Origin of the sequence: Bradyrhizobium huanghuaihaiense (assembly GCF_025200885.1) — a bacterium.
GTDB lineage: Bacteria > Pseudomonadota > Alphaproteobacteria > Rhizobiales > Xanthobacteraceae > Bradyrhizobium > Bradyrhizobium huanghuaihaiense.
Genome location: NZ_CP104172.1, coordinates 5,434,935 through 5,457,741, shown reverse-complemented (window position 1 = coordinate 5,457,741; position 22,807 = coordinate 5,434,935). Strand labels below are relative to the sequence as shown.

At 65.3% G+C, this 22,807-nt stretch carries 24 protein-coding genes; 6 read left to right on the top strand and 18 right to left on the bottom strand.

Annotation, left to right across the window (positions count from 1 at the left end):
• Nucleotides 1-6: 6 nt before the first annotated feature.
• On the bottom strand, nucleotides 7-1,497 hold the full coding sequence (locus N2603_RS26290; RefSeq protein WP_018645776.1) for an MFS transporter: 1,491 nt from the start codon (nucleotides 1,495-1,497) through the stop codon (nucleotides 7-9).
• Between the two features lie 394 nt (nucleotides 1,498-1,891).
• Between N2603_RS26290 and guaB the strand changes: the two genes are divergently transcribed.
• The 3 genes from guaB to N2603_RS26275 all read left to right on the top strand — a co-directional run bounded on the left by guaB (nucleotide 1,892) and on the right by N2603_RS26275 (nucleotide 5,003).
• Complete coding sequence (gene guaB, locus N2603_RS26285) at nucleotides 1,892-3,385, top strand: IMP dehydrogenase (protein WP_260384418.1); 1,494 nt, start codon at nucleotides 1,892-1,894, stop codon at nucleotides 3,383-3,385.
• Between the two features lie 134 nt (nucleotides 3,386-3,519).
• Nucleotides 3,520-4,542, top strand: coding sequence for an NADP-dependent oxidoreductase (locus N2603_RS26280; protein WP_260384417.1), 1,023 nt, complete (start codon nucleotides 3,520-3,522; stop codon nucleotides 4,540-4,542).
• 170 nt (nucleotides 4,543-4,712) lie between these two features.
• A complete protein-coding gene (locus N2603_RS26275) occupies nucleotides 4,713-5,003 on the top strand; it encodes a hypothetical protein (RefSeq protein ID WP_260384416.1) in 291 nt (96 codons plus the stop codon).
• Between the two features lie 10 nt (nucleotides 5,004-5,013).
• Here the strand turns inward: N2603_RS26275 and N2603_RS26270 are convergent, their stop codons facing one another.
• The 10 genes from N2603_RS26270 to N2603_RS26225 all read right to left on the bottom strand — a co-directional run bounded on the left by N2603_RS26270 (nucleotide 5,014) and on the right by N2603_RS26225 (nucleotide 13,640).
• A complete protein-coding gene (locus N2603_RS26270; RefSeq protein WP_260384415.1) occupies nucleotides 5,014-6,078 on the bottom strand; it encodes a LacI family DNA-binding transcriptional regulator in 1,065 nt (354 codons plus the stop codon).
• A 217-nt stretch (nucleotides 6,079-6,295) separates the two neighbouring features.
• On the bottom strand, nucleotides 6,296-7,324 hold the full coding sequence (locus tag N2603_RS26265) for a succinylglutamate desuccinylase/aspartoacylase family protein (protein ID WP_260384414.1): 1,029 nt from the start codon (nucleotides 7,322-7,324) through the stop codon (nucleotides 6,296-6,298).
• Between the two features lie 58 nt (nucleotides 7,325-7,382).
• A complete protein-coding gene (locus tag N2603_RS26260) occupies nucleotides 7,383-7,727 on the bottom strand; it encodes a RidA family protein (RefSeq protein ID WP_130362418.1) in 345 nt (114 codons plus the stop codon).
• 55 nt (nucleotides 7,728-7,782) lie between these two features.
• Nucleotides 7,783-8,580 (bottom strand): transporter substrate-binding domain-containing protein, encoded by a 798-nt coding sequence (locus N2603_RS26255; protein WP_260384413.1) that lies wholly within the window; start codon nucleotides 8,578-8,580, stop codon nucleotides 7,783-7,785.
• Nucleotides 8,581-8,620: 40 nt separating this feature from the next.
• A complete protein-coding gene (locus tag N2603_RS26250; protein WP_260384412.1) occupies nucleotides 8,621-9,349 on the bottom strand; it encodes an amino acid ABC transporter ATP-binding protein in 729 nt (242 codons plus the stop codon).
• On the bottom strand, nucleotides 9,336-9,986 hold the full coding sequence (locus N2603_RS26245; RefSeq protein WP_211403142.1) for an amino acid ABC transporter permease: 651 nt from the start codon (nucleotides 9,984-9,986) through the stop codon (nucleotides 9,336-9,338). The genes N2603_RS26250 and N2603_RS26245 overlap by 14 nt, the downstream gene beginning before the upstream one ends.
• Before the next feature lie 10 nt (nucleotides 9,987-9,996).
• On the bottom strand, nucleotides 9,997-10,656 hold the full coding sequence (locus N2603_RS26240; RefSeq protein ID WP_260384411.1) for an amino acid ABC transporter permease: 660 nt from the start codon (nucleotides 10,654-10,656) through the stop codon (nucleotides 9,997-9,999).
• Nucleotides 10,657-10,666: 10 nt separating this feature from the next.
• Nucleotides 10,667-11,962, bottom strand: a complete 1,296-nt coding sequence (locus N2603_RS26235) for an amino acid deaminase (protein ID WP_260384410.1) — start codon at nucleotides 11,960-11,962, stop codon at nucleotides 10,667-10,669.
• Nucleotides 11,963-12,104: 142 nt separating this feature from the next.
• Entirely contained in the window at nucleotides 12,105-12,947 is an 843-nt protein-coding gene (locus tag N2603_RS26230; protein ID WP_260384409.1) for a metallophosphoesterase family protein, read from the bottom strand.
• Nucleotides 12,948-13,016: 69 nt separating this feature from the next.
• A complete protein-coding gene (locus N2603_RS26225) occupies nucleotides 13,017-13,640 on the bottom strand; it encodes an acriflavin resistance protein (protein ID WP_260384408.1) in 624 nt (207 codons plus the stop codon).
• A gap of 158 nt (nucleotides 13,641-13,798) precedes the next feature.
• Between N2603_RS26225 and N2603_RS26220 the strand changes: the two genes are divergently transcribed.
• Together N2603_RS26220 and N2603_RS26215 are read left to right on the top strand one after the other, a co-directional pair.
• Nucleotides 13,799-14,221 (top strand): MAPEG family protein, encoded by a 423-nt coding sequence (locus tag N2603_RS26220; protein WP_260384407.1) that lies wholly within the window; start codon nucleotides 13,799-13,801, stop codon nucleotides 14,219-14,221.
• Between the two features lie 34 nt (nucleotides 14,222-14,255).
• On the top strand, nucleotides 14,256-15,554 hold the full coding sequence (locus tag N2603_RS26215) for an RsmB/NOP family class I SAM-dependent RNA methyltransferase (protein WP_260384406.1): 1,299 nt from the start codon (nucleotides 14,256-14,258) through the stop codon (nucleotides 15,552-15,554).
• Nucleotides 15,555-15,802: 248 nt separating this feature from the next.
• Here the strand turns inward: N2603_RS26215 and N2603_RS26210 are convergent, their stop codons facing one another.
• From N2603_RS26210 to N2603_RS26200, 3 genes are all read right to left on the bottom strand, one after another.
• Nucleotides 15,803-16,012, bottom strand: coding sequence for a cold-shock protein (locus N2603_RS26210; protein WP_008141931.1), 210 nt, complete (start codon nucleotides 16,010-16,012; stop codon nucleotides 15,803-15,805).
• A gap of 266 nt (nucleotides 16,013-16,278) precedes the next feature.
• The gene (locus tag N2603_RS26205) at nucleotides 16,279-16,611 is read right to left on the bottom strand and encodes a DHCW motif cupin fold protein (protein ID WP_260384405.1); all 333 of its coding nucleotides are present in this window, start codon (nucleotides 16,609-16,611) and stop codon (nucleotides 16,279-16,281) included.
• 212 nt (nucleotides 16,612-16,823) lie between these two features.
• Complete coding sequence (locus tag N2603_RS26200) at nucleotides 16,824-17,195, bottom strand: nuclear transport factor 2 family protein (protein WP_018645793.1); 372 nt, start codon at nucleotides 17,193-17,195, stop codon at nucleotides 16,824-16,826.
• Between the two features lie 150 nt (nucleotides 17,196-17,345).
• Here N2603_RS26200 and guaA point away from each other — a divergent pair, with 150 nt between their 5' ends.
• The gene (gene guaA / locus N2603_RS26195; protein WP_260384404.1) at nucleotides 17,346-18,944 is read left to right on the top strand and encodes a glutamine-hydrolyzing GMP synthase; all 1,599 of its coding nucleotides are present in this window, start codon (nucleotides 17,346-17,348) and stop codon (nucleotides 18,942-18,944) included.
• Nucleotides 18,945-19,430: 486 nt separating this feature from the next.
• On the opposite strand, the gene N2603_RS26190 is transcribed toward guaA, so the two are convergent.
• From N2603_RS26190 to N2603_RS26175, 4 genes are all read right to left on the bottom strand, one after another.
• Entirely contained in the window at nucleotides 19,431-20,258 is an 828-nt protein-coding gene (locus N2603_RS26190) for a COG3904 family protein (protein ID WP_260384403.1), read from the bottom strand.
• A gap of 42 nt (nucleotides 20,259-20,300) precedes the next feature.
• A complete protein-coding gene (locus N2603_RS26185; protein WP_260384402.1) occupies nucleotides 20,301-20,543 on the bottom strand; it encodes a hypothetical protein in 243 nt (80 codons plus the stop codon).
• Between the two features lie 242 nt (nucleotides 20,544-20,785).
• Complete coding sequence (locus N2603_RS26180) at nucleotides 20,786-21,205, bottom strand: cupin domain-containing protein (RefSeq protein WP_260384401.1); 420 nt, start codon at nucleotides 21,203-21,205, stop codon at nucleotides 20,786-20,788.
• A 92-nt stretch (nucleotides 21,206-21,297) separates the two neighbouring features.
• Complete coding sequence (locus tag N2603_RS26175) at nucleotides 21,298-22,734, bottom strand: MFS transporter (protein WP_260384400.1); 1,437 nt, start codon at nucleotides 22,732-22,734, stop codon at nucleotides 21,298-21,300.
• Between the last annotated feature and the right edge of the window lie 73 nt (nucleotides 22,735-22,807).

The following is a 22,807-nucleotide window of genomic DNA, read 5'->3' as shown; positions in this document are numbered from 1 at the left end:
CCGGAATCACCCCAGCCGCTGATCCCGCACGTCCTGCGTATCTTCCGTCGCCGCCTTCACGGCGGCCTTCTCCGCACCCTTGCCGGCGCCCTTGCGGCTCGCGATCTCCACCGCCTTGCGGCCGGAGATCTCGTGGCCGGCATCGGCGGGCATCTGCCAGAAGAACCAGCTCGAGGTCGCCGAGGTCAGCGCGATCACGACGAAGGCTGGCATAAACACGGCGGCGTTGAGCTCGCTGACATGGCTGAGCCACATCGTCGTTTCCACCGAGGCGGCGCCGACGGCGACGCCGGCGGAGACCGCGAGCTGCTGGTTGACGCTGACCAGCGTGGTGGCACGGCTCATCTGCGGGCCTTCCACATCGGCATAGGCGACCGTGTTGATGGCAGTGAACTCGAGCGAGCGGAAGAAGCCGCCGACCACCAGGATCACCATGATGATCAGCAGCGGGGTCGTCACGGTGAACAGCGCGCAGACGCCGAGGAAGAAGGCGCTGATGATGGCGTTCACCGTCATCAAATTGCGGAAGCCGAAGGTGCGGATGATCCGCGCCGCCAGCGTCTTCATGCCCATGGCCCCCAGCGAGGAAGCGAAGGTGACGAGGCCGGAATGGAACGGCGACAGGCCGAAGCCGATCTGCATCAGGAGCGGCAGCAGGAACGGCAGCGCGCCGATGCCGAGACGGAACAGGAAGCCGCCGAGAATCGCCGCGCGCAGCGTCGGCAGCTTGAGAAGCGAGAAGTCCAGCACCGGCGACCCCGTCCGCCGCGCGTGCAGGACATAGAGCGTCATCGAGATCGCGCCGCCCACGACCAGGGCGGCCACCGTGCTCCAGGGCAGGAGGTTGAGTCCGGCCACCGAGAGACCGAACGCGATGCCGGCAAGGCCGATGCCGGCGAGCACCATGCCGTAGAGATCGAACGGCTCCTGCGTCTCGCTCTTGATCGGATCGATGAACTTCAAGGCCATGAAGATGCCGAGCAGCCCGATCGGGATGTTGATCAGGAAGATCCAGTGCCAGGACGCGTAGGTCGTGATGAAACCGCCGAGCGGTGGCCCGATCACCGGGCCGATCAGGGCAGGGACCGTCACCCAGGCCATGGCATTGACCAGCGCGCTCTTGTCCACCGAGCGCAGCAGCACGAGGCGCCCGACCGGCGTCATCATCGCCCCGCCCATGCCCTGCAGGATGCGCGCGAACACGAAATCGGTGACCGAGGTCGAGAGCGCGCAGCCGACCGAGCCGACCATGAACACGCCGACGGCGATCGCGAACACCATCCGCGCGCCGAAGCGGTCGGCGGTCCAGCCGCTCGCGGGAATGAACACCGCGAGCGACAGCAGGTACGAGGTGATCGCGAGCTTCAGCGTCAGCGGGCTGGTGCCGATGTCGGCCGCAATCGCCGGCAGCGAGGTGGCGATGACAGTCGAATCCATGTTCTCCATGAAGAGAGCAGTGGCCACGATCAGCGGAATGATGCGTTGCTTGTCGACCATGACGGATTGGTAATGAAAATCGGAAGAATGGGCGAGACTTGCGGCTTATCACTGCCACCCGGCCGGGACCATTGCGGATCGACGCATAGCACCTAAATCCCGCGTAACAACGGTGTGACCCTCGGCCTCGTCATTCCGGGCTCGCAACTTCGTCGCGCCCTCGGAACGACGGCGGGTGGGTGGCGCACGGGCTATCCACCCCGAATTTACCCTAAAAAAGCCTGTGCATGGCTGGCCAGCGGCTCGAATTGCTTTGATTCGTCACGCGGGCGTGCTATCGACCCGCGTCAACCCCACCGATGGGCTCCGATTCTTAAGGCGATGCCGCAAGGTACGCCGAGGGCGGCGCTCATCCATTGCTATTTGCGGCAGGGCCGCAGGAAGGAGTTGGCAGATGGCCACGGTGCAACTTCAAGGCATCCGCGAAGCCTTTACGTTCGACGACGTGCTGTTGAAGCCGGGCCTTTCGGACGTCATGCCGGGCGAGGTCGACATCCGCTCGCGCGTCACCCGCGCCATTCCGCTCAACATCCCGATCATGGCCTCGGCCATGGACACGGTCACCGAAGCCCGCATGGCGATCGCCATGGCGCAGGCGGGCGGCCTCGGCGTCATCCACCGCAATTTCGATCCCGAGGGGCAGGCCGCCCAGGTCCGGCAGGTCAAGCGTTATGAGTCGGGCATGGTGGTGAACCCGCTCACCATCAGCCCCGAAGCCAGCCTCGACGACGCGCTCAAGCTGATGAGCGACCACGGCATCTCCGGCATTCCCGTCGTCACCGGCGCGAGCAAGACCACGCCGGGCAAGCTGGTCGGCATCCTCACCAACCGCGACGTGCGCTTTGCCACCGACCGCCGGCAAAAAGTCTCCGAGCTGATGACGCATGAGGGCCTCGTCACGGCGCGCGAGAACGTCAGTCAGGACGAGGCGCGGCGGATGCTGCACCAGCATCGCATCGAGAAGCTGCTCGTCGTTGACGAGCAGTATCGCTGCGTCGGCCTCATCACCGTGAAGGACATGGAGAAGGCGGTCGCCCATCCGCTCGCCTGCAAGGACGCGCAGGGGCGCCTGCGCGTCGCCGCCGCCACCACGGTCGGCGACACCGGCTTCGAGCGCACCGAACGCCTGATCGATGCCGGCGTCGATCTCGTCGTCGTCGACACCGCGCACGGCCATTCCCGCCACGTGCTGCATGCGGTGAACCGCATCAAGCGTCTGTCCAACTCGGTGCAGGTCGTCGCCGGAAACGTCGCGACCTCGGAGGGTGCGCAGGCGCTGATCGATTCCGGCGCGGATTGCATCAAGGTCGGCATCGGCCCGGGCTCGATCTGCACCACGCGCATCGTCGCCGGCGTCGGCGTTCCCCAGCTCACCGCGATCATGGACGCAGTGGAAGCTGCAAAGAAGTCCGACATTCCCGTCATCGCCGACGGCGGCATCAAGTTCTCCGGCGATCTCGCCAAGGCGCTCGCCGCCGGCGCCGACATCGCCATGGTCGGCTCGCTGCTCGCCGGCACCGACGAGACGCCGGGCGAAGTCTTCCTGTGGCAGGGCCGTTCCTACAAGGCCTATCGCGGCATGGGCTCGGTCGGCGCGATGGCGCGCGGCTCGGCTGATCGCTACTTCCAGCAGGACATCAAGGACTCGCTCAAGCTCGTGCCCGAAGGCATCGAGGGCCAGGTGCCCTACAAGGGCCCGGTCGGCAACGTCATGCACCAGCTCGCCGGCGGCCTGCGCGCCGCCATGGGCTATGTCGGCGCCAAGGACATGAAGGAGCTGCACGAGAAGGCGAACTTCGTCCGCATCACCGGCGCGGGCCTGCGCGAAAGCCACGTCCACGACGTCACCATCACGCGCGAAGCCCCGAACTATCCGGGCGGGGGGTAGGTCGCCCTTTCGTTTGCTCCGCTCTCTCCTTCGTCATTGCGAGGAGCCCTTGCGACGAAGCAATCCAGCCCTTTTGTGTTGACGCGGCTGGATTGCTTCGCTTCGCTCGCAATGACAGAAAAGTGGAGGAAGCCATGTCCCAAGCCAAGCGCATCGTTCTCGCCGCGCGTCCCGTCGGCGAGCCCAAGCCGTCTGATTTCCGCATCGAGGAATTCGCAGCGCCGACCCCCGGCGCCGGCGAAGTCCTGCTGCGCACGATCTGGCTCTCGCTCGATCCCTATATGCGCGGGCGCATGAGCGAGGGGCCGTCCTACGCCGCACCGGTGCCGATCGGCGGCGTGATGGAGGGCGAGGCGGTCAGCGAGGTCGCGGCCTCGAACAATCCCGACTTCGCCAAAGGCGACATCGTCCGCATCCGTTCCGGCTGGCAGACGCATGCGGTCTCGAACGGCAAGGGCCTGATCAAGGTCGATCCGAAGCTCGGGCCGATCTCGACCTCCATCGGCGTGCTCGGCATGCCCGGCATGACGGCCTACACGGGCCTGCTCGACATCGGCAAGCCGCAAGAAGGCGAGACCGTCGTCGTCGCCGGCGCCTCCGGCGCAGTCGGTTCGGCGGTGGGGCAGATCGCGAAGATCAAGGGCGCACGCGCGGTCGGCATCGCCGGCGGCAAGGACAAGTGCGACTACGTGGTGAAGGAGCTCGGCTTCGACGAGTGCCTCGATCATCGCGAAACCGATTTTCCGGCCAAGCTGAAATTCGCGTGCCCAAAGGGCATCGACGTCTATTTCGAGAATGTCGGCGGCGCCGTGTTCGAGGCGGTGTTCCCGCTGCTCAACCCGTTCGCCCGCGTGCCGGTCTGCGGCCTGATCGCCCATTACAACGACACCGAGGCCAAGCCGCCGAAATGGGCAGCATCCATGATGCGCGCGACCCTGACCAAACGGCTGACGTTCCGCGGCTTCATCGTCTCCGACTTCGCCGCCCGGCATGGCGACTTCCTGCGCGACATGTCCGGCTGGGTCCGCGACGGCAAGGTCAAGTACAAGGAGTTCGTCACCGAGGGCCTGGAAAGCGCCCCCGGCGCCTTCATGGGCCTGCTGAAGGGGGCCAATTTCGGCAAGCAGCTGGTCCGGGTCGGGCCGGACAGGGCCTAGGGCGACAGGGACACGGACTCCCGTTGCTCCAAAGGCACATGCCGGGTGGGGATAGTTAAGAAAGAGTCACCAAATGGTCACACCTGCCCGCAAAAGCCGCAGGTGTGACCGCGTGTTCATTGACGGATCGGCGAAGGCATTGAATCATCGCGCATATTTTGGGTGTTGCGATGTTAGAGATTGGTATTTTCAGCGTAATCCTCCTGGCCGCCGGCTATTGGGCGACGATGTTCGTCATGGGCCGCCGCGACGACGTCATCCATGGCAAGTTCGTTCATGCCGAGGTGGAAGGTGATTTCACGCAAACCGCGCCGCCGGCGCCACCGTTCCCGAAGCGCCCGGTGAAAGTCGCGCAGTCCGCCAGTGTTCGGCCCGAGATCGCCGAGGCCAAGCCCGTGAACAGCGCGGCGCTGCAATCCCTGCTGGCCGCGATCCAGCAGGATCTCAAGAGCGTCGCCTAAATCGCAACGCTCAGACGCTGCCGCGCTCGATCAGGGACAATTCGACGGCGAGTCGCTGCTCGGCCGCCGGTGCGCCGGCGAGGCGCGCCAACAGCAATTCCCCCGCAATCCGCCCCAGGGCCGCCGCATCGAACGAGATGGTGGTGAGGCCGGGCGTGATCTGATCGGCGACGTCGTTGTCGCCGAAGCCGAGCACGGCGAGATCGCGCGGCACCGACAGGCCGCGGGCGCGGGCCTCGATCAGCGCGCCGGTCGCAAGCAGATCGTTGGCGCAGAACACGGCATCGACGTCAACGCCGCGCGCGAGCAGGGCGGTGAAGGCGGCACGGCCGTCGACGAGGCCCGTGATCTCGCCGACACCGATCTCATGGACGATCTCGAGGCCGAGCTTTGCCGCTGCCGTGCGAAAACCGTCGCGGCGGAGCGCGCCACGGCCGCTGTTGCGGCCGATGAAGGCGACGCGGCGATGTCCGGCTTCCGCCAGCCTCTGCGCCGCCATGGCGCCGGCATCCGCATTGGGCAGGCCGACCAGCATGTCGATGGGATCGCGCGGAAACGCCCAGGTCTCGATCACGGGAATGCCGAGCTCGGCCAGCGCTGAGCGGTTCTCCTCGAGCTCGATGACGCCGGTGAACATCACCGCGGCGGGGCGGATGCCGCGCAGCGACTGGATCATCGCGACCTCCTTGGCATAGGAGTAGGAGGTCTGGCCGACCAGCACCTCAAAACCTTCCAGCTCCAGCGTCGCGGCGAAGCTGCGCACCGCGAGGCCAAACTGCTGGCTGAGGATGTTGGAGACGAAGGCGACGACGACGTTCGACCGGCCTGAGCGCAGCGCGCGCGCATGCGGGTTGGAGGCGTAGCCGGTCGCCTCGATCACCTCCAGGATGCGCTCGCGGGTCTTGCGGTTGACCTTCTCGGGGTGGCGCAGCACCCGCGACACCGTGATCGGCGCGACGCCGGCGCGCTCGGCGACTTCCTCGATGCGCGGCGGCCGTCCGGTCGCATTACTGCGGCCGGGCGGCGCCGGAATGCGCACGACGTCGTCGTAACCTGGCTTTGCCGGATCGGTCATCGAATCCCTGAAGAGTCCAACATAGCTTAGAGCATGGTGAGATCAGAGTTCATTGCAACCTCGACGGCGGTGCGCTCCCTCCCCCGCTTGCGGGGGAGGAGTGGGGGAGAGGGTGTCTCTACAATCGAGAACCCCCAAGAGGAGAAAACCCTCACCCGCGCCTTCGGCGCGACCTCTCCCGCAAGCGGGAGAGGTGCAACGAGCCCGCGGCGAGGGCTCACCGCGCCATCACTTCCTCGCGTGACAGCGCGCGACCGACCTGGACCAGGCAGTCGCCGCTCTGGCTGTCGGTGTGCAGCCGCTGCGAGATCACGATGCCGTCGGCGGGGAAGCGCAGCACCTCTTCGGCAAGCTCGGGACGCTCGAAGTCGTGATACCAGCCGGCGATGTCGCCGGCCTTGACCCGCGCTCCGACGGTAACAGCGGGCTCGAACCAGCCACGGCGGGTCGCGAACACGGCCTGGGCATGGCTCTGCAGGGCCAGCAGTTCAGTCGCGCGCTCGACCGGCGCGTGCGGCCCCAGCACGGGCGCCTGGACGAGGCCAAGCGCGAGCAGCAGGCGGTCGACGGCGCGCGCGGTGAACGCCATGGTCTGCGGCGTGACGGTGCCGCCGCCGCCGAATTCACCTGACAGCCCGATCGCGCCGGCGCGCGCGGCCGCCGCCATCGAGGTCGGCGCCGTCGCGCCGTTCTCGGCGACGAACGCGAAGGGCATCCCGAGCCCTTCCATCAGCCGCAGCGCGTGGCCGAACATCTCGGGCGGTCCTTGCCGCTCGATCAGCGCGCACGGCACGTGCGCCATCGAGGTGCCGCCGGAGTGGATGTCGAAGACGACGTCGTGACGCGGAAACAGCTCATGCTCGAGGAAGTGCGCCAGACGGAAGGTCGGCGTACCCGCGGCATCGCCCGGGAAGGCGCGGTTGAGATTGCCTTCGTCGAGCGGCGAGCGGCGGCGCGCTGCCATCACGGCCGGCAAATTGGCGAAGGGCAGGATGGTGACCTCGCCCTTGATGTCCTTCGCGTTGAGCCGGCGATACAGCCGCGTCAGCGTGATCTCGCCCTCATATTCGTCGCCGTGATTTCCGGCCATCAAGAGCAATTTTGGCCCGGCGCCGTTCTTGATCCGGAAGATCGGGATCTTGAGCTGGAAGTAGGGGGAGCGGTCGATCGAGAAGGGAATGCCGAGATGGCCGGACCATTTCTGGTCCTTCTCGAAATCGATCTCGTGAAACAGTCCGGTATGCATGGGAGGCCTCGAGGCCGCGCCGTTGCCGGCGCCGGCCGAAAGTTGAAAGACGAGAACTTTAGAGCAAGGCGACCGCGGTCATCTCGACGCGCAAATCGGGATCGGCGAGACGGGCTTCGACGCAGGCGCGCGCCGGCGGGTTGGCCGGATCGATCCAGGCGTCGTAGACCGAGTTCATGGTGTCGAAGTCGGTGATGTGCGGCAGGAAAACATTGACCGCGATCAGCTTGGAGCGGTCGGTGCCGGCCTCCTTCAGCAGCGCGTCGATCTTGGCGAGCACCTGCTGGGTCTGCGACACGATGCCGGCCTTGCGGTCATCGGCGACCTGGCCTGCGATGTGCACCATGCCGCCGGCGGCGACGGCCTGGCTCATGCGCGATCCCACGACGTAACGTTTGATCATCTCAATTCTCCTCGTGAAGGTGGGCTCTCACATGATGCGAGAGCCCGTCCAAAACTCACAGCGTCGGCAGCGTCTGCTCTTCCTTGAACCATTTCAGCTGAAGTGCGCCGAGCTTGCCGTTGAGCTTGTTGAAGAAGATGTCGGTGTTGATCCAGTTGAGCAGGTTCTGCTCGCCCTGGCGCACGCCGATATGGGCCGGCGACTGGCGGATCAGGAATTTCAGCTCGACCTCCTTGGTCGGGTTCTGGTCCTGCACCTTCAGCGCAATGGCGCTGTTCTCGGCGAAGCTGTCGGCCTGTCCGGCGAGATAGGCCGCGATCGCGGCCGGGGTGTCCTCGAAGCGCACCAGCTTCACCTTCGGCGCGTTGTCGGTGAGCCAGACGTCGAGCGTCGTGCCCTTGGCGACGGCAACCGTGCGGCCTTCCAGATTGTCGGGCTTTTTGCCTGTTGCCGCCGGAATCGACTTGGCGCCATAAACGCCGAGATTCACCACCGCATAGGGCTGCGAGAACATCACCTGCTGGGCGCGCTCGGGCGTGGCGCCGAGACCAGCGATCAAAATGTCGAGCTTGTCCGAAAGCAGGCTCGGGATGCGCGCAGCACCCGTCACCGGCACGAGCTCGAGCTTCACGCCCATGTCGGCGGCGATCAGTTTTGCAAGATCGGCGTCGAGACCGGCGATCTCGCCCTTGTCGTCCTTGAAGCCCCACGGCGCCGCATCGGTGAGGATGCCGACGCGAATCTTGCCGGCGCCGAGCACGTCCTGGAGCTTGTCGGCCTTGGCGACGTTCGGTGCGGCAAGGACGGCGAGGGCCGTCGCAGCAATGGTGAAGAGGGACTTCAACTTTCTCATGACTCTCTCCTTGAAGGGGAAGGTTCTCACTTGGAAGGTTTCACTTGGCAGATGCGATGAAGCTTGCGAGCTCAGGCGTCTCAGGATTGGCAAACAGTTTTGCCGGCGGGCCCTGTTCCCAGACGCGGCCCTGGTGCATGAAGACGATGCGGTTGGCGACGTTGCGGGCAAAGCCCATCTCGTGGGTGACCAGGATCATGGTCATGCCTTGCTTCGCCATCGCCTCCATCACCTTCAGGACTTCGCCGACGAGCTCGGGGTCGAGCGCGGAGGTCACCTCGTCGAACAGCATGAGGTGAGGGGACATGGCGAGGCAGCGCGCAATCGCCACGCGCTGCTGCTGGCCGCCGGAGAGCTGCTCCGGCCAGGCGTCGATCTTGTCGGCGAGGCCGACGCGGGTGAGCACGTCCTCAGCCAGCGCCCGCGCTTTCGCCTTCTCGATGCGGCCGGTGAGCAGCGGGGCGAGCGTGATGTTGCGCTCGACCTTCAGATGCGGAAACAAATTGAAGGCCTGGAACACGATGCCGACGCGCTGACGGAATTTCTTCAGGTCAGGCATCCCAGCGTGGACCTTCTGTCCCTCGACCCGGATCTCGCCGGAATCGACGCTCTCCAGCGCATTGATGCAGCGGAGCAGCGTCGACTTGCCCGAGCCCGAGCGGCCGATGATGGTGACGATCTCGCCTTCCTCGACATCGAGCGAGACGCCCTTGAGCACCTCGACCTTGCCGAATGTCTTGTGCACGTCGCGGATTTCAACGAGAGCCATCGAGGCGGGCCTCCAAAGAGCGGGACCAGAGCGTGAGCGGCAGGCACAGCGCGAAATAGATCGCGGCGACCAGCGCGTAGGTGAGGAGCGGCTGGAACGTCGCCGCGCTCACCACCTGTCCGGCGCGGGCGAGCTCGACGAAGCCGAGGATCGAGGCGAGCGAGGTGCCCTTGATGAGCTGCACCAGGAAGCCGACCGTCGGCGGCAGCGACAGCCGCAGCGCCTGCGGCGCGATGATGTGGCGGAACTGCTGCCAGGCGGAGAGGCCGAGGCAGGCGCCGGCCTCCCACTGCGCCTGCTTCACGGCCTCGAGGCCGCCGCGCCAGATCTCGCCGAGGAAAGCGGCGGTGTAGAGCGTGTAGGCGACGGTCACGGCGACAAGCGCCGGCACCTGGATGCCGAGGAAAACCGGCATGCCGAAATAGAAGAAGAACAGAAGGCCAAGCAGCGGCACGCTCTGGATCACCTGGATGCAGGCCGCCATCGCCCAGCGCAGGCCTGCAAAACGGCTGATGCGGCCCAAGGCGAGCCCGAGCGCAAGCGGCGCACCGAAGGCGAGCGCGAGCACGACCAGCGCGACGGTCCAGCGCAGTGCTGCGAACAGCGAGACGAAGTCGATGAGGGAAAAGGATCGCATCGCTTGTCCCTCAGCGCCGTCGCGGCCAGCGGAAGGCCGCCAGGCCGATGATGGCGAACAGCGCCTTGAACGACATCGCCATCGCGAAATAGACCGCGCAGATCACCGCATAGACCTCGAAGCTGCGATAGGTGCGGCTCTCGATGAAGCCGGCGACGTGAAACAGCTCGTCGGCGGCGACCTGCGAAGCGAGCGAGGTGCCGAGCAGCAGCAGCACGAACTGGCTCGTGACGGCCGGATAGGCATTGCGCAGCGCCGGCGGCAGGATGATGTGGCGAAACACCTGCCAGCCTGACAACCCCAGGCACTGCCCGGCCTCGACCTGGCTGCGTGGAATGGAATCGAGGCCGGCGCGGATGATCTCGACCGAGTAGGCGCCGAAATAGAGCGAGAGCGCGACGGCGGCGGCCTCGAAGGCCGGCAGCTTCAGGCCGAAGCTCGGCAGCACGAAGAACACGATGAAGATCTGGATCAGCGACGGCGTGTTGCGGAACAGCTCGATGTAGAAGCGCACCAGCCAGCGCAGCGGCGTGATGCGCCCCTTCAGCGCGACCGCGCCGGCGATGCCGATCACGAGCCCGGCGAGTGCCGAGATCACCGTCAGCTCCAGCGTGACGATGGCGCCGTCGATGAGCTGGTTCTGGTAGCGCCATAGCGGCAGGAAGTTCATCGCGCCGCTCTCAGCCGAACTGGGTGGGAAGGGCGCGGGTCACGACGCCGTCGGCGTCGAGACCGAAGATGACGCGCCAGCGGTCGAGGCAGGTGCAGGGATGCGAGATGCCGAAGGCGATGATGTCGCCGACCGCAAGCGCAGCTTCAGGCGCGACCGAGAGGAACGCGTGCTGGTCGTTCAGGCGCGTCACGGTGAGCGCAGCGGCGAGCCCTTGCTGCTCGACGCCGTCGCGGAACACGCGCAACGGCACCGGCAGTCCCTGGTCGAAGGAGGCATCGCGCATGCCGAAGCCTGCGATCGCAAGCCCGTCTTCGGGACGCGATAGTACCTCGGCCCAGAGCGTCAGAGCGGGCCGAAAGCTGTCCAAGGCGGAGTGGCGCAGACCGTCGATGAGCAGGCCGCCGCGGCGGTCGATGTCCGCGAAGGCGCGGGCATAGATGCCGTGATCGGCAAAGAACAACGCGCCGGAGCGCAGGATCACGCTGGCATTGCCGTCAGCCTGCGCCACCGGTGCCAGCGCCCGCGCGACGATATCGAAATAGGCGGAGCCGCCGGCGCTCATGATCAGAGGTCGCTCTGGAGCGGCGGCGCGCACCAGCGCAAACGTCTCGATGGTACGCTCCAGCAGCGCCGCGATTGCGTGCATCGTTGTGTCGGCATCTTGTGTTGCAGCCGCGCCCTCATAGGTCGCAACGCCGCCGAGCACGAGACTATCGGCGGCAAGCACGGCCGCGATCGTGGCCTCGACCGCAGCACGATCACGCGCGCCGGCGCGGCCGGCACCGAGTTCGACCAGCACGGACAATTCGCGGCGTCCCGCGATCCGCGCTGCCTCGGCGAGGGCTGCGACCGCGGCCGGTGAATCCGCGAAGGCGTGAAATTCGACGTCGGGATAGGGGCTCAGGAGCGCGCCGAGCCGCCGGCCGGCCGCGAGCCCGCCGATCTCGTTGGCCAGCAGCAGGCGTCGCTCGCCGCTCGCGAGCAGCACGGCGGCCTGCTGGATGTTGGCAACCGTCGTGCCCCAGGCGCCGGCCGCGCGCAGCGAGCGCGCCAGCTCCGGCGACATCGGCGTCTTGGCGTGCGGCGCGACGCTGACGCCGGCGCTCCTGCACCAATTCAGGAAGAGGTCGCGGTTGGCGGCGAAGGCGGCTTCATCAAGGGTGAGGGCGGGCAGGGCGAGATCGCCGCGCGACGGTGACCAGCGCTGGCTGCCGATGTCCTCAGTGGCGACGCCATCGACCAGGGGAATGCCCCGAATGGTCGTCGAAAGGCGTTGGCTATCCCACCGGGACAAGAACTGCATTGTCGCTCCCTCAGCGGCCCTCGACCGCTGGAACGAACGATATGTTCGAATGACAACGTTGTCATCAGCCAAATATAGCCAATTTGGGGACAAATTCGATGCAATTCGGTATTTAGATAGGGGTGTGTGCCGCCGAATTGAGCTAGTGCTCGCCGCCCATCTGGAGGAGGACTTCCTCGATGTCGATGTCGGCCTGGCCTGCGGCCCTGACGTGGCGGACCTCGAAACTGTCCGGCCGGAAGCGGTACTCGACGAGGCCGGTCTCCTTGATCGCGATGCGGTCCTGACGGGCGTCGTTGATCCTGAAGCCGACCGACGGCGCCCAGACGTGACGCGTATGGCGATAGGTGAAGTCGCGGCGCTGGTGCACGTGACCGCTGGCGATCAGGCGCAGATCGACACGCGCGAACATCTCGATCAATCGCGCCCGTGCCGGCTGCGGCACGTAGCGGATCGAGGTCTCCGGCGTCTCGGGGTCGTCGGGCAGGTTGAGGAACAGCGGCTTGTGCAGGAACAGGGCGACCGGCCTGCCGTTCACGCGCGCGATTTCGGAGGCGAGCCAGTCGAACTGCTCGGCCTCGAAGGCGAGGCCTGAGTTCATCACCAGCGTGTTCAGACCAATGAAGCGCCAGCCCGCGGCTTCGAACGACCAATGATCCTCGCCGATGATCTCGCAGAATTGCCGGCGGCGCGCTTCCGTGACCGGCGGCTTCGGCGCCGGCCCGATCGCGGTCGGATTGTCGCCGATGTCGTGATTGCCGGGAATGTAGCGGCAGGCGACGGGCAGGGCGTCGTGCAGACCCTTCGCGAATTCAACATCGTCGCGGCTGGTCGGCCCGTCGAAGGAGACGTCACCGGTGTTGATGGCGAGGTCGGGCCGCTCAGCGTCGATGTGCTCGCAGACCGCGTGGAAGTTTGCGATCAGGCCGGGAAAGCGCCGGCCGAGATGGGTGTCGGAAATCTGCGTGAGGCGAAATTCGGACATGGGCCGATCATAGGACGGGCCACGCGTCGGAACGATGACGGCACGCCACGTTTCGCGACCGAACAAAGTTTAAAGCACGCGATAGCGGATCGTGTAGGCGTCCTGCGGAGCGGCGTTGCCAGCCACCGGCGAGGCGATGCGGTCGGCGAGGTGCCAGGGGCCGAACTCTACGCTGCGATGCGGCTCGGCGGGCAGGCGCAGGCGGAATTCGAACGCGCCCTTGCCGGGCAGGTTCACGACCAGCACGCGGTCCGCGGTGCGGTGGTTGAGCCCGACCGCGCCGCGCAGCACCGCGCGGCCGTCGGCGAGATCGCGCACGCCGTCGACCAGGGCCAGGGTCTGGTTGCGGTCGGTGTGCAGCTCGATCTGGCTGTCGTTCACCGCCGCCAGCGTCTCGCGGGGCATGCGAATCTCGAACTCGACTGCCGGCTTGGACGGGTTGAGGCCGAGATAGGCGAGCGCGGCATGGCGCATGTCGTAGGCCGCAAAGGCGAGCAGGGCGATGGCGGCGAGCGTGGCGAGGCCGTGCCTGGCGACGTCGCGCCAGGTTCGGTAGCTGAGGCGGAAATACACCGTCATCGCCAGCGCCACCGCGAGTGCCGTGGCGATACCTGCCAACGCCGACATCAGGATGCCGAGCTGGCCGTCCGAGGATTCGGCCAAAGTGCCCATCAAGCCGGACAAGGTGTTCATGGCGGTCTCTCGCCTTGGGCCCCGAAACGGGGCGAAATTGCTTTAACAATCAGCGGTTGGTCGCAAGAGCGGGAACACCGGTTCAACTCGCTGATTGTCAGCGTGAGAAGTCGCGGCTAATGACGGTCCGCGGCGATCCGCCTTACGGGAAAGTTCCGATGTCCGTCCAAATGGTCCTGCTGCCTGTCTTCGTGCAGGTCGGTCTCACCTTCGCGCTCCTGATCGGGATGGTCTTCGTGCGCCGCAAGACGCTGGTTTCGGGCGAGACCAAGATCCGCGACATTGCGCTCGGCGAGCCGAACTGGCCCAAGGACGCCACCCAGATCGGCAATTGCTACCGCAACCAGTTCGAGCTGCCGGTGCTGTTCTACGCCCTGATCGCGCTGGCACTGCCCTTGCGCCATGCCGATCTCTTCATCGTGCTGATGTCCTGGGTGTTCGTGGTGGCGCGCTTTGCCCATGCCGGCGTGTTCGTCTCCTCCAACGATCTCGGCCGCCGCTCCACCATCTGGCTCGCCGGCGTGCTGGTGCTGCTGGCGATGTGGATCTACTTCGCGCTGAGAATGCTCCTGGTGATCTGACGATTAGCCGTCGCATCCAATCTGAAAGCTTCAAATGACCCCCGCTGCCCGGCTGTCCGCAGCCATTGAACTGATCGACACCATCGAGAGAGACCGTGTGCCCGCAGCCAAGGCGCTGAAGGAGTGGGGCACCGCGCACCGCTTCGCCGGCTCGGGCGACCGCGCCGCGATCGCCGGCCTCGTCTGGGACGTGCTGCGCCGCTACGCCTCGAGCGCGTACCTGATGGACGCCGACACCGCACGCGCGCGGCTGATCGGCATGCTCCGCCTCGAGCGCGACATGGATACGGCCACCATGGCCGCGTTGTTCGACGGCAGCCGGTTTGCCCCGACGCCGCTGACCGAAGCCGAAGAGGCGGCGCTCAGCCATCGCTCCCTAAAGGACGCCCCCGCCGCTGTCGCCGGCGATTATCCGGAATGGCTCGATCCGCATTTCGCTAGAGTGTTCGGCGATACCCGCGCGGCGGAGACGGCCGCGATGGCCAGCCGGGCGCCGCTGGACTTGCGCGTCAACACGCTAAAATCCAATCGCGACAAGGTGCTGAAGGGGCTTGCTCATCTTCATGCGAAACCGACGCATTGGTCCGCAACCGGCCTGCGCATCGAGCTTTCGGCCGATGCGCGCAACCCCGGCGTCCAGGCGGAAGAGGATTTCATCAAGGGCGCAATTGAAGTGCAGGATGAGGGATCGCAGCTTGCGGCCCAGTTCACCGCGGCAAAACCCGGCGAGCAGGTGATCGATCTCTGCGCCGGCGCCGGCGGCAAGACGCTGGCGCTCGCGGCCCTGATGCAAGGCAAGGGCCGGCTGATCGCAACCGACCGCGACAAGCGCCAGCTCGCCCCGATCCACGAGCGCCTGTCGCGCGCCGGTGTCCACAATGCCGATATCCGCACGCCCAAGGGCGAGGCCGATCCGCTTTCCGACATCCGCAGTTCCGCCGACCTCGTCGTGATCGACGCGCCCTGCTCGGGAACCGGAACCTGGCGCCGCAATCCCGACGCAAAATGGCGCATGCGTCCGGGCGCGCTGGAGATCCGCCTGCGCGACCAGGCCGAGGTGCTGGAGCGCGCGGTTCCCTTGGTGAAGCCGGGCGGCCGCATCGCCTACATCACCTGCTCGGTGCTGTCGGAAGAAAACGGCGAGCAGGTGAGAGCGTTCGTCGGCCGCCATCCCGAGTTCACGGTGGTCCCGCCCGAGCAGACCGCGAGCGTGCTCTGGGACAAGGCCGAGGCGTTTGCCGACGCCGCGCTGCAGTCGGCGGAGGGCTGGCTGATGACGCCGCGGCGGACGGGAACCGACGGGTTTTTTGTGTCGGTGTTGCGGAAAGCGTAGCTCTCGTAGGGTGGGCAAAGCGTCCGCCGTAGCTCGAAGAGCGAAGGCGGAAGCGTGCCCACCACTCGCAGTGGTGGGCACGGCGCGCGAAGGGCGCGCCTTTGCCCACCCTACGGCACCAACAACGCCAATGATCGACGTTGTCATTCCGCCCCAAAAGCAAAAGCCCCGCAGACCGGTCCCGGTCGCGGGGCTTTCGAGTTCTGACGTTCTGCCGGTACGTCCGTGGTCAGAACGCTGCGCCGGCGTTAGCCGACGCGGAGATTGTCAGCCGACGACTTGCCGCTGCGGCGGTCGGCGACGATGTCGAACGAGACCTTCTGACCCTCGTTGAGGGAGGAGAGGCCAGCGCGCTCGACGGCGCTGATGTGCACGAACACGTCCTTCTGGCCGTCGTCCGGCTGGATGAAACCATAACCCTTTTGGGTGTTGAACCACTTCACGGTGCCCATAGCCATGGGAATTTCCTTTAGTTAGTTAGAGACAGTACGCACGTGGGCCGGTACGCGTCGCTGCGCCCATAGCCCTGATGAGTCGATGTTTTGGAGAAATCATCTGAAGCGTGCGCGCCTGTCTTAGACGAGGCGAAGCGGCCCAGTCGTTCGGCCAAGTATCGATGATCACAATATAGCGAGATATTTGGACTTCTTCAAGGCACCACCCGTGGTCCGGCGCGTCCCGGAACTTTGCTATTTTGCGGTGCAAATACACCGCGAGTCAGCCCTCAATCGACGATGAAAAGCGTCGCGCCTGACGCCGTCGAGGACCGGTGCGCGGCGTCGCCGAAGTCCGAGACCTGGTAGCTCATGCCCGCCGTCAGCTTGAACTTGCGGCCGTCGCGAAGTTCCGAATCGAGCTCGCCCTTGACCACGAAAATGACGTGGCCGCGGTCGCACCAATGGTCGGCGAGGTAGCCCGGCGAATACTCGACCATCCGCACCCGGAGATCGCCGATATTGAGCGTGCGCCAGAGCGCCTGCCCGGTCTCGCCGGCATGCGTCGTCGGCGCAACCTTGCTCCAGTCGGTGACGGTGAAGGCGGAGGCGGGGAGTTTCATCGGGGGATCCTGTGTCAGAGCCGGCGGGCGCAGTGTTAGCGCACGCGCGTGCCGCAGTCTCCAGTCCCGTAGGGTGGGCAAAGCATCCGATTTCGCTCGAAGAGCGAAGGCGGATGCGTGCCCACCATGTCTTCGGCGATCCCGAAAGAGATGGTGGGCACGGCGCAAGCGCGCCTTTGCCCACCCTACGAGGGCTCATCAAGAGGCGGCACTCAATCCACCAAATGGTTCGCCGACCCCTGCACGATCAGCCCGGCATCGTTCACCCGCAGATACTCGCAGATCTTCTTGCCGCGCTCGTTGGCGTAGAACACCACGACACTGTCGGGGCTCACGAACACATCGATCAGCGAAAAATGCAGCTCCGGCAAAAGCCCGAGCGCCTTGCCCCAATACGCCCGCAAGCTCTCCTTGCCGCGCACCGTTCCGCTGGCGTCGAACCCCATCACCGGAATCCGGTCCGAGGTCATCACGGCCGCCTCGTCATAGAGCGCGAGCACGCGTTCGAGGTCGCGCGCGTTCCAGGCCTCGACCCAGGTCCGGCCGAGCGCGGTGAGCGTCGATGGCTGATGGTGCTGTGGCATGAGCGTTCTCCCTGATCGGCCCCTGTTCGCTGGCGGGGCAAATTAGGTCAATATTACTTACCTATATCGATTTGTCCATGCCCAAAGAAGAATGTGGGCGCGCGAGCCAGCGCGGTTGCGGGGAGGGGCCGTGTCGCGTATCTGCTTGCCATGACAGCAGCACAGAACGACCGCTCCGCGTCGACGCCCTCATTGGCCTCGGCGCATGACAAGATTCTCATCGTCGACTTCGGCAGCCAGGTGACGCAGCTGATCGCGCGTCGCGTGCGCGAGGACGGCGTCTATTGCGAGATCGTCCCGTTCAACAAGGCCGAAACGGCCTTCAACGAGATGAAGCCGAAGGCGGTGATCCTCTCCGGCGGCCCGGAATCGGTGCACGAGGCCGGCTCGCCCCGCGCCCCGCAGCTGATCTTTGATTCTGGCGTGCCCGTGATGGGCATCTGCTACGGCCAGATGACCATGGCGGCCCAGCTCGGCGGTGAGGTCGAGGGCGGCCATCACCGCGAATTCGGCCGCGCCGATGTCGAGGTGAAGGCGCCGAGCAAGCTGTTCGAGGATGTCTGGTCGCCCGGTGGCAAGAATCAGGTCTGGATGAGCCATGGCGACCGCATCACAAAAATGCCGCCGGGCTTCTCGGTGGCCGGCACCTCGCCGAACGCGCCCTTCGCGATCATCCAGGACGAGAAGCGCAAATATTACGGCCTGATGTTCCACCCCGAAGTGGTGCACACGCCCGACGGCGCAAAACTCATCCGCAACTTCGTGCGCAAGATCGCCGGCCTCACCGGCGACTGGACCATGCGCGCCTTCCGCGAGGAGGAGATCGCAAAGATCCGCCAGCAGGTCGGCAAGGGCAAGGTGATCTGCGGCCTCTCCGGCGGCGTCGATTCAGCGGTCGCGGCCGTCTTGATCCACGAAGCGATCGGCGACCAGCTCACCTGCGTCTTCGTCGACCACGGCCTGTTGCGCCTCGACGAGGCCAAGACGGTCGTCGACCTCTTCCGCCACCACTACAACATCCCGCTCGTGCACGTAGATGCCTCGAAGCAGTTCCTGGGCGAGCTCGAAGGCGTCACCGACCCCGAGGTGAAGCGCAAGACCATCGGCCGCCTCTTCATCGAGGTGTTCGAGCAAGAGGCCAAGAAGATCGGCGGCGCCGACTTCCTCGCGCAAGGCACGCTCTACCCTGATGTGATCGAGAGCGTCTCCTTCACCGGCGGCCCCTCAGTCACCATCAAGTCGCACCACAATGTCGGCGGCCTTCCCGAGCGGATGAACATGAAGCTCGTCGAGCCCTTGCGCGAGCTCTTCAAGGACGAGGTGCGCAAGCTCGGCCGCGAGCTCGGCCTGCCCGAAATCTTCGTCGGCCGCCACCCGTTCCCGGGCCCGGGCCTCGCCATCCGCTGCCCCGGCGACATCACCAGGGACAAGCTCGACATCCTGCGCAAGGCGGACGCCGTCTACATCGACCAGATCCGCAAGCACGGCCTCTACGACGAGATCTGGCAGGCGTTTGCGGTGCTGCTCCCGGTGAAGACCGTCGGCGTCATGGGCGACGGCCGCACATATGACTATGTGGTCGGCCTCCGCGCCGTCACCTCCACCGACGGCATGACCGCGGACTTCTACCAGTTCGACATGAAGTTTCTGGGCGAGACCGCCACTCGCATCATCAACGAGGTGAAGGGCGTGAACCGGGTGGTGTACGACGTGACCAGCAAGCCGCCCGGGACGATTGAGTGGGAGTAGTGCGTCCTGCTGACATCGCGTAGTTTAGCGTGGTCTGGTCGAGTTGTTCTCGCTTCCTTCGCGTTGAGAATTCTGACCGAAGTAGTTGGCTTGGCTAATCCCGGTAGAAGTCCAAAATCCATTGCGTCTTCACTAATGAAGTATCGCAGCGCGTTGGATCGTACAGAAGGGCCGGGTCCCCAAAGCTTAGCTTCGAGCACCGGCAGGCGTTGGCGCAAGCGGCCCAAATTTGATTGGCCACGCTGTTCTTGGCCGTTGTTAGCTGAAACCGGCCATGATGGATTGGAACGAGAGTTTAAGTTTCCCAATTAGCTAAATGGCGGCGTGTGCACGACGTGTGTATCGAGAAGCCCAAGAAAATCTAGGGACAGCCAACTTGATCAGGCTGAATCGAACACGTTGCAGCGTCGCCAGGGCCCGCCGATGATTAGGGAAGCCGCGAGTTTGCACGGATCCTGTTCCGAGTGTCTTCGAAAGGACTACTCGCTACTCTTGCCCAACGGAGGCCGCCGCCGGAGTGCTCACCAAGAGACCCTGTTGCGATTTGGGCGTCAGCTCGACCACCGCGGCGTTGGGGCTGCCCAGCTGAGCAACTTTGTCGGTAGTGATGAGATTAGTCACTCGCAATTCCTCCCGAGAGAGTTCATGTAAATCTTCCCACGGCGGAACGTTTAGCGACAGTGACAACAAATCACCCGCGCCGCCCATGTCGAAGGTGTATTTGGCGAGACGTCCGATATCGCGCTCAACGGTCATGAGATCAAATGCGCTGTAGCTCGCGGCCCGAGCATTGTCAGCGCGGTCGTCCATCCAGATCTGATGCACGCGGACATGCGCTTGTTCAGGCACGTAACGCGACTTGCCCGACAGCAGCAGAAAAACGCACATGGATTCGCAGTTGGCCTCCGGCGACACGTGGGCGCGCTCGCCATGTGCGCCGGGGGTAAGCACGCTCGCCCCGACGGTCGTGAACATTTCGAGCGCCCGGAACCGCCGTCCGAGCGCGATCGCGTCGTTGACCGAGCCGCCGCCGGAATCCAGCACGACGGTTTCGCCCTTGAGCCGATAATCGCGTGCGAATGTATCGAAATCGCTTGGGGTCTCGGCGGTGACGATGCCGACTGCGCTGATCCAGCCTCGGCAATTCGGCTGGCAATCGACCCAACTGAACTTCATGGGCAGTTGGCGTTCCTCGAGGGCGGCGCCGGCATACGCCGAGCGGCCCGGCATGGCCACAAGGCCGAGCAATGCGATGCAACAGGTGGCGACGCTGAGCAACGTCCAAGCTCGGGTAGTCGCTCGGCGAGCGAGCATGAATCTCTTTCCTGGGCTGGCTATCGGGTGGAATGAGCCGCGTCACAGCGGCTTGGGTACACCGGCGACACCTGGTGCCGCCGGGTTGGTCGGTACAGATCCAGAATCGAATCTTAGCCGGGACTGATGTTTGGCGCGCCATTTCGGGCCGGGGCCACGCATGTAGTGCAGCTCGGGTCGGTAGCTGTCGCGCACGTCCATAATCAGGTTGTGAATGACACTGGCGAAGTCGGAAGCAAACTCAGTCATCCTACGGGCAAAACATGAAAATGCGGTTGCACCCATTGTTATCATCGATGAACCTCTCCAATTTCTCTCGCCGCTAAACACATCGGCCGTTAGGCCCAAGCGTAGGCTGCGAGAGATGGGCCAAGCCATTGCACAGGGGTTGATCCTCCCCTGACCTTTGGCTGAGAAGAGCACACCAAGGCTTAGGCCCTGCGCACGAGGGCCCTGCGACTGATGGGAAGGTCGCAGGCCAGCCGCATGCGAAGACGGCCCTTGTTCATCTCAATGCGTCTGAAGGTTCATTTGATGGGCGTGGTCAGAGGGCCGTCGTAGGTATCGAGGACGAAGACAGCGAGCAGCTTTGCTGACTCGGTGTTGCTCGCGTTGCGGCTGGTCGAATGGATAGCGCCCGGCGGTTCGGACCAGCTCTCGCCTGCCCGATAGATGCGCGTCTCGCCGTCATTCACCTTCGACTCGATCGCGCCCGAAATCACATAGGCGTAGATGAAAGCCGACTTCGCGTGGGTGTGGGGCAGGGAGGCCGCGCCGGGCGCGTAATCGACTTCCACGGCGATCAGCGACTTGCCTGGGACATTGGGAATAGCCGCCTCGAAGTTCTTCGTGACGGTTTGCGCTTCGCTATCATGGGCGTTGGTGGGGCCGGCCATCGAGAAAGCGAGAGCGGTGCAGGTGGCGGCGATGATGATTCGGATCTTCATGGGCTTTCTCCTTCTGCCTATAGGGTGGTCTTCGTTCTTCATTTTTTCTCATCCCGGCCTTGCCGGCCTGCTGATTACGAACACCGAACGGGTCAGTCTCGCGGGATGAAGTCGACGTGGCGCCCCGGCTCGATAATGAACACCGCGAGCGTGGCAAGAACGCACGCGACCGCGGCGACAGCCATCGCCATGTGGAATCCTGAGAACAGCCGAGGACCGCCTTGCTGCAGGACACCGCCGAGCAGGGCGATGGCGAAGAGGGACCCGGCGCGCGAAACTGCGCTGTTGACGCCAGATGCGGTTCCGGCGCGATCGGACTCGACGGAGGTGAGGACGAGGGTCGTCAACGGCGCGATCGTCAGGCTCATGCCCAGCGCCAGCAACAGGATGGGGGGGAAGATATCCGCCCAATAGGTCGCGTTTGAACCGACACGGAGCGCCATGGCGCATCCCAAGGCGACGACGGCGCCGCCGGCGAACAATGGCAAGCGCCGGCCGAATCCGCGGCAGAGCATGCCGGCGAGCGGTGAGATGACCGTGATCAGCACTTGCAGGGGAATGAAGGCCAGGCCCGCCACCAGCGTCGGCAGGTGCGCGCCCCGGATCATCACGAACGGGATCAAGGTTAGCACGACCGTGAACGCTCCGTAGAGGAGTGCGGTGAACAGGTTTGCGCCGATGACCGACCGGGAGGCGAAAAGGGACGGGGGCAGCATGGCGCTGTCGCCTAATCGCCGTTCGGTCACGATGAGGCAGGCTAAGCCGCCCAGACCGGCGATTAGGGTGACGAGCACCCAAAAATTCACACCGGAACCGTTGGTCAGGCTGGTCAGCCCCGCGCCCAGCCCGCCGAGCCCGACTGTCGAAAAGACCGCGCCACCGATGTCGATCCGGGCGTGGCTGGTCGGGGAGTCCTTGGGTATCCACGCGGTACCGATAGCCAGCGCGCCGGCGACGACGGGCAGGAGCATCAAAAAGGTCGTCCGCCAGGACCCCTGATCGAGGATCGCGCCGGCGATTGCGGGCGCGATGCCGCTGGCGACAGCCGCGGCGGCGGACCAGATGCCGACCGCACGTGCTTTTTTGTCGGCGGGAAAGGCCTGCCCAAGTACGGACAGGCCGTTGGGCAAGATCAAGGCTTCGCCCAAGCCTTGCAGGAAGCGGCCGACGATGAGTGGGGCGAAACTCGGCGCGAACCCGATCGCGGTCGCGCCCAGGCCATAGAGAGCGATCCCGGCGAGGAAGATCCGCTTCTGTCCGAACCGGTCACCCAGGGCGCCGGCGACCAAGGTCAAGGCCGCGAGCGGCAGGAGCTCGGCGTTCAACACCCACTGCAAGTCAAGTGGCGACAGGCGCATGTCTCGGCCAATCGCCGCGAGCGCGACGGTGACGACGGCGCTGCTGACGAACACGAGGCCGCTGCCCAGGCTCGACGCGGCGAGCACCTTCGTGCTGCCCTGTGCGCCAACAGCCTTAGGCTCGGTGAGCGCCAGGCTGCGGTCGGTCACGATCAGGGACGTGCTGCTCACGACCTAATCCTCAGGTTGGGTCGAGCGCTGCGCGGCGCGAGCTCGAAGCCGACGAGCTCGACGCCGGCACAGC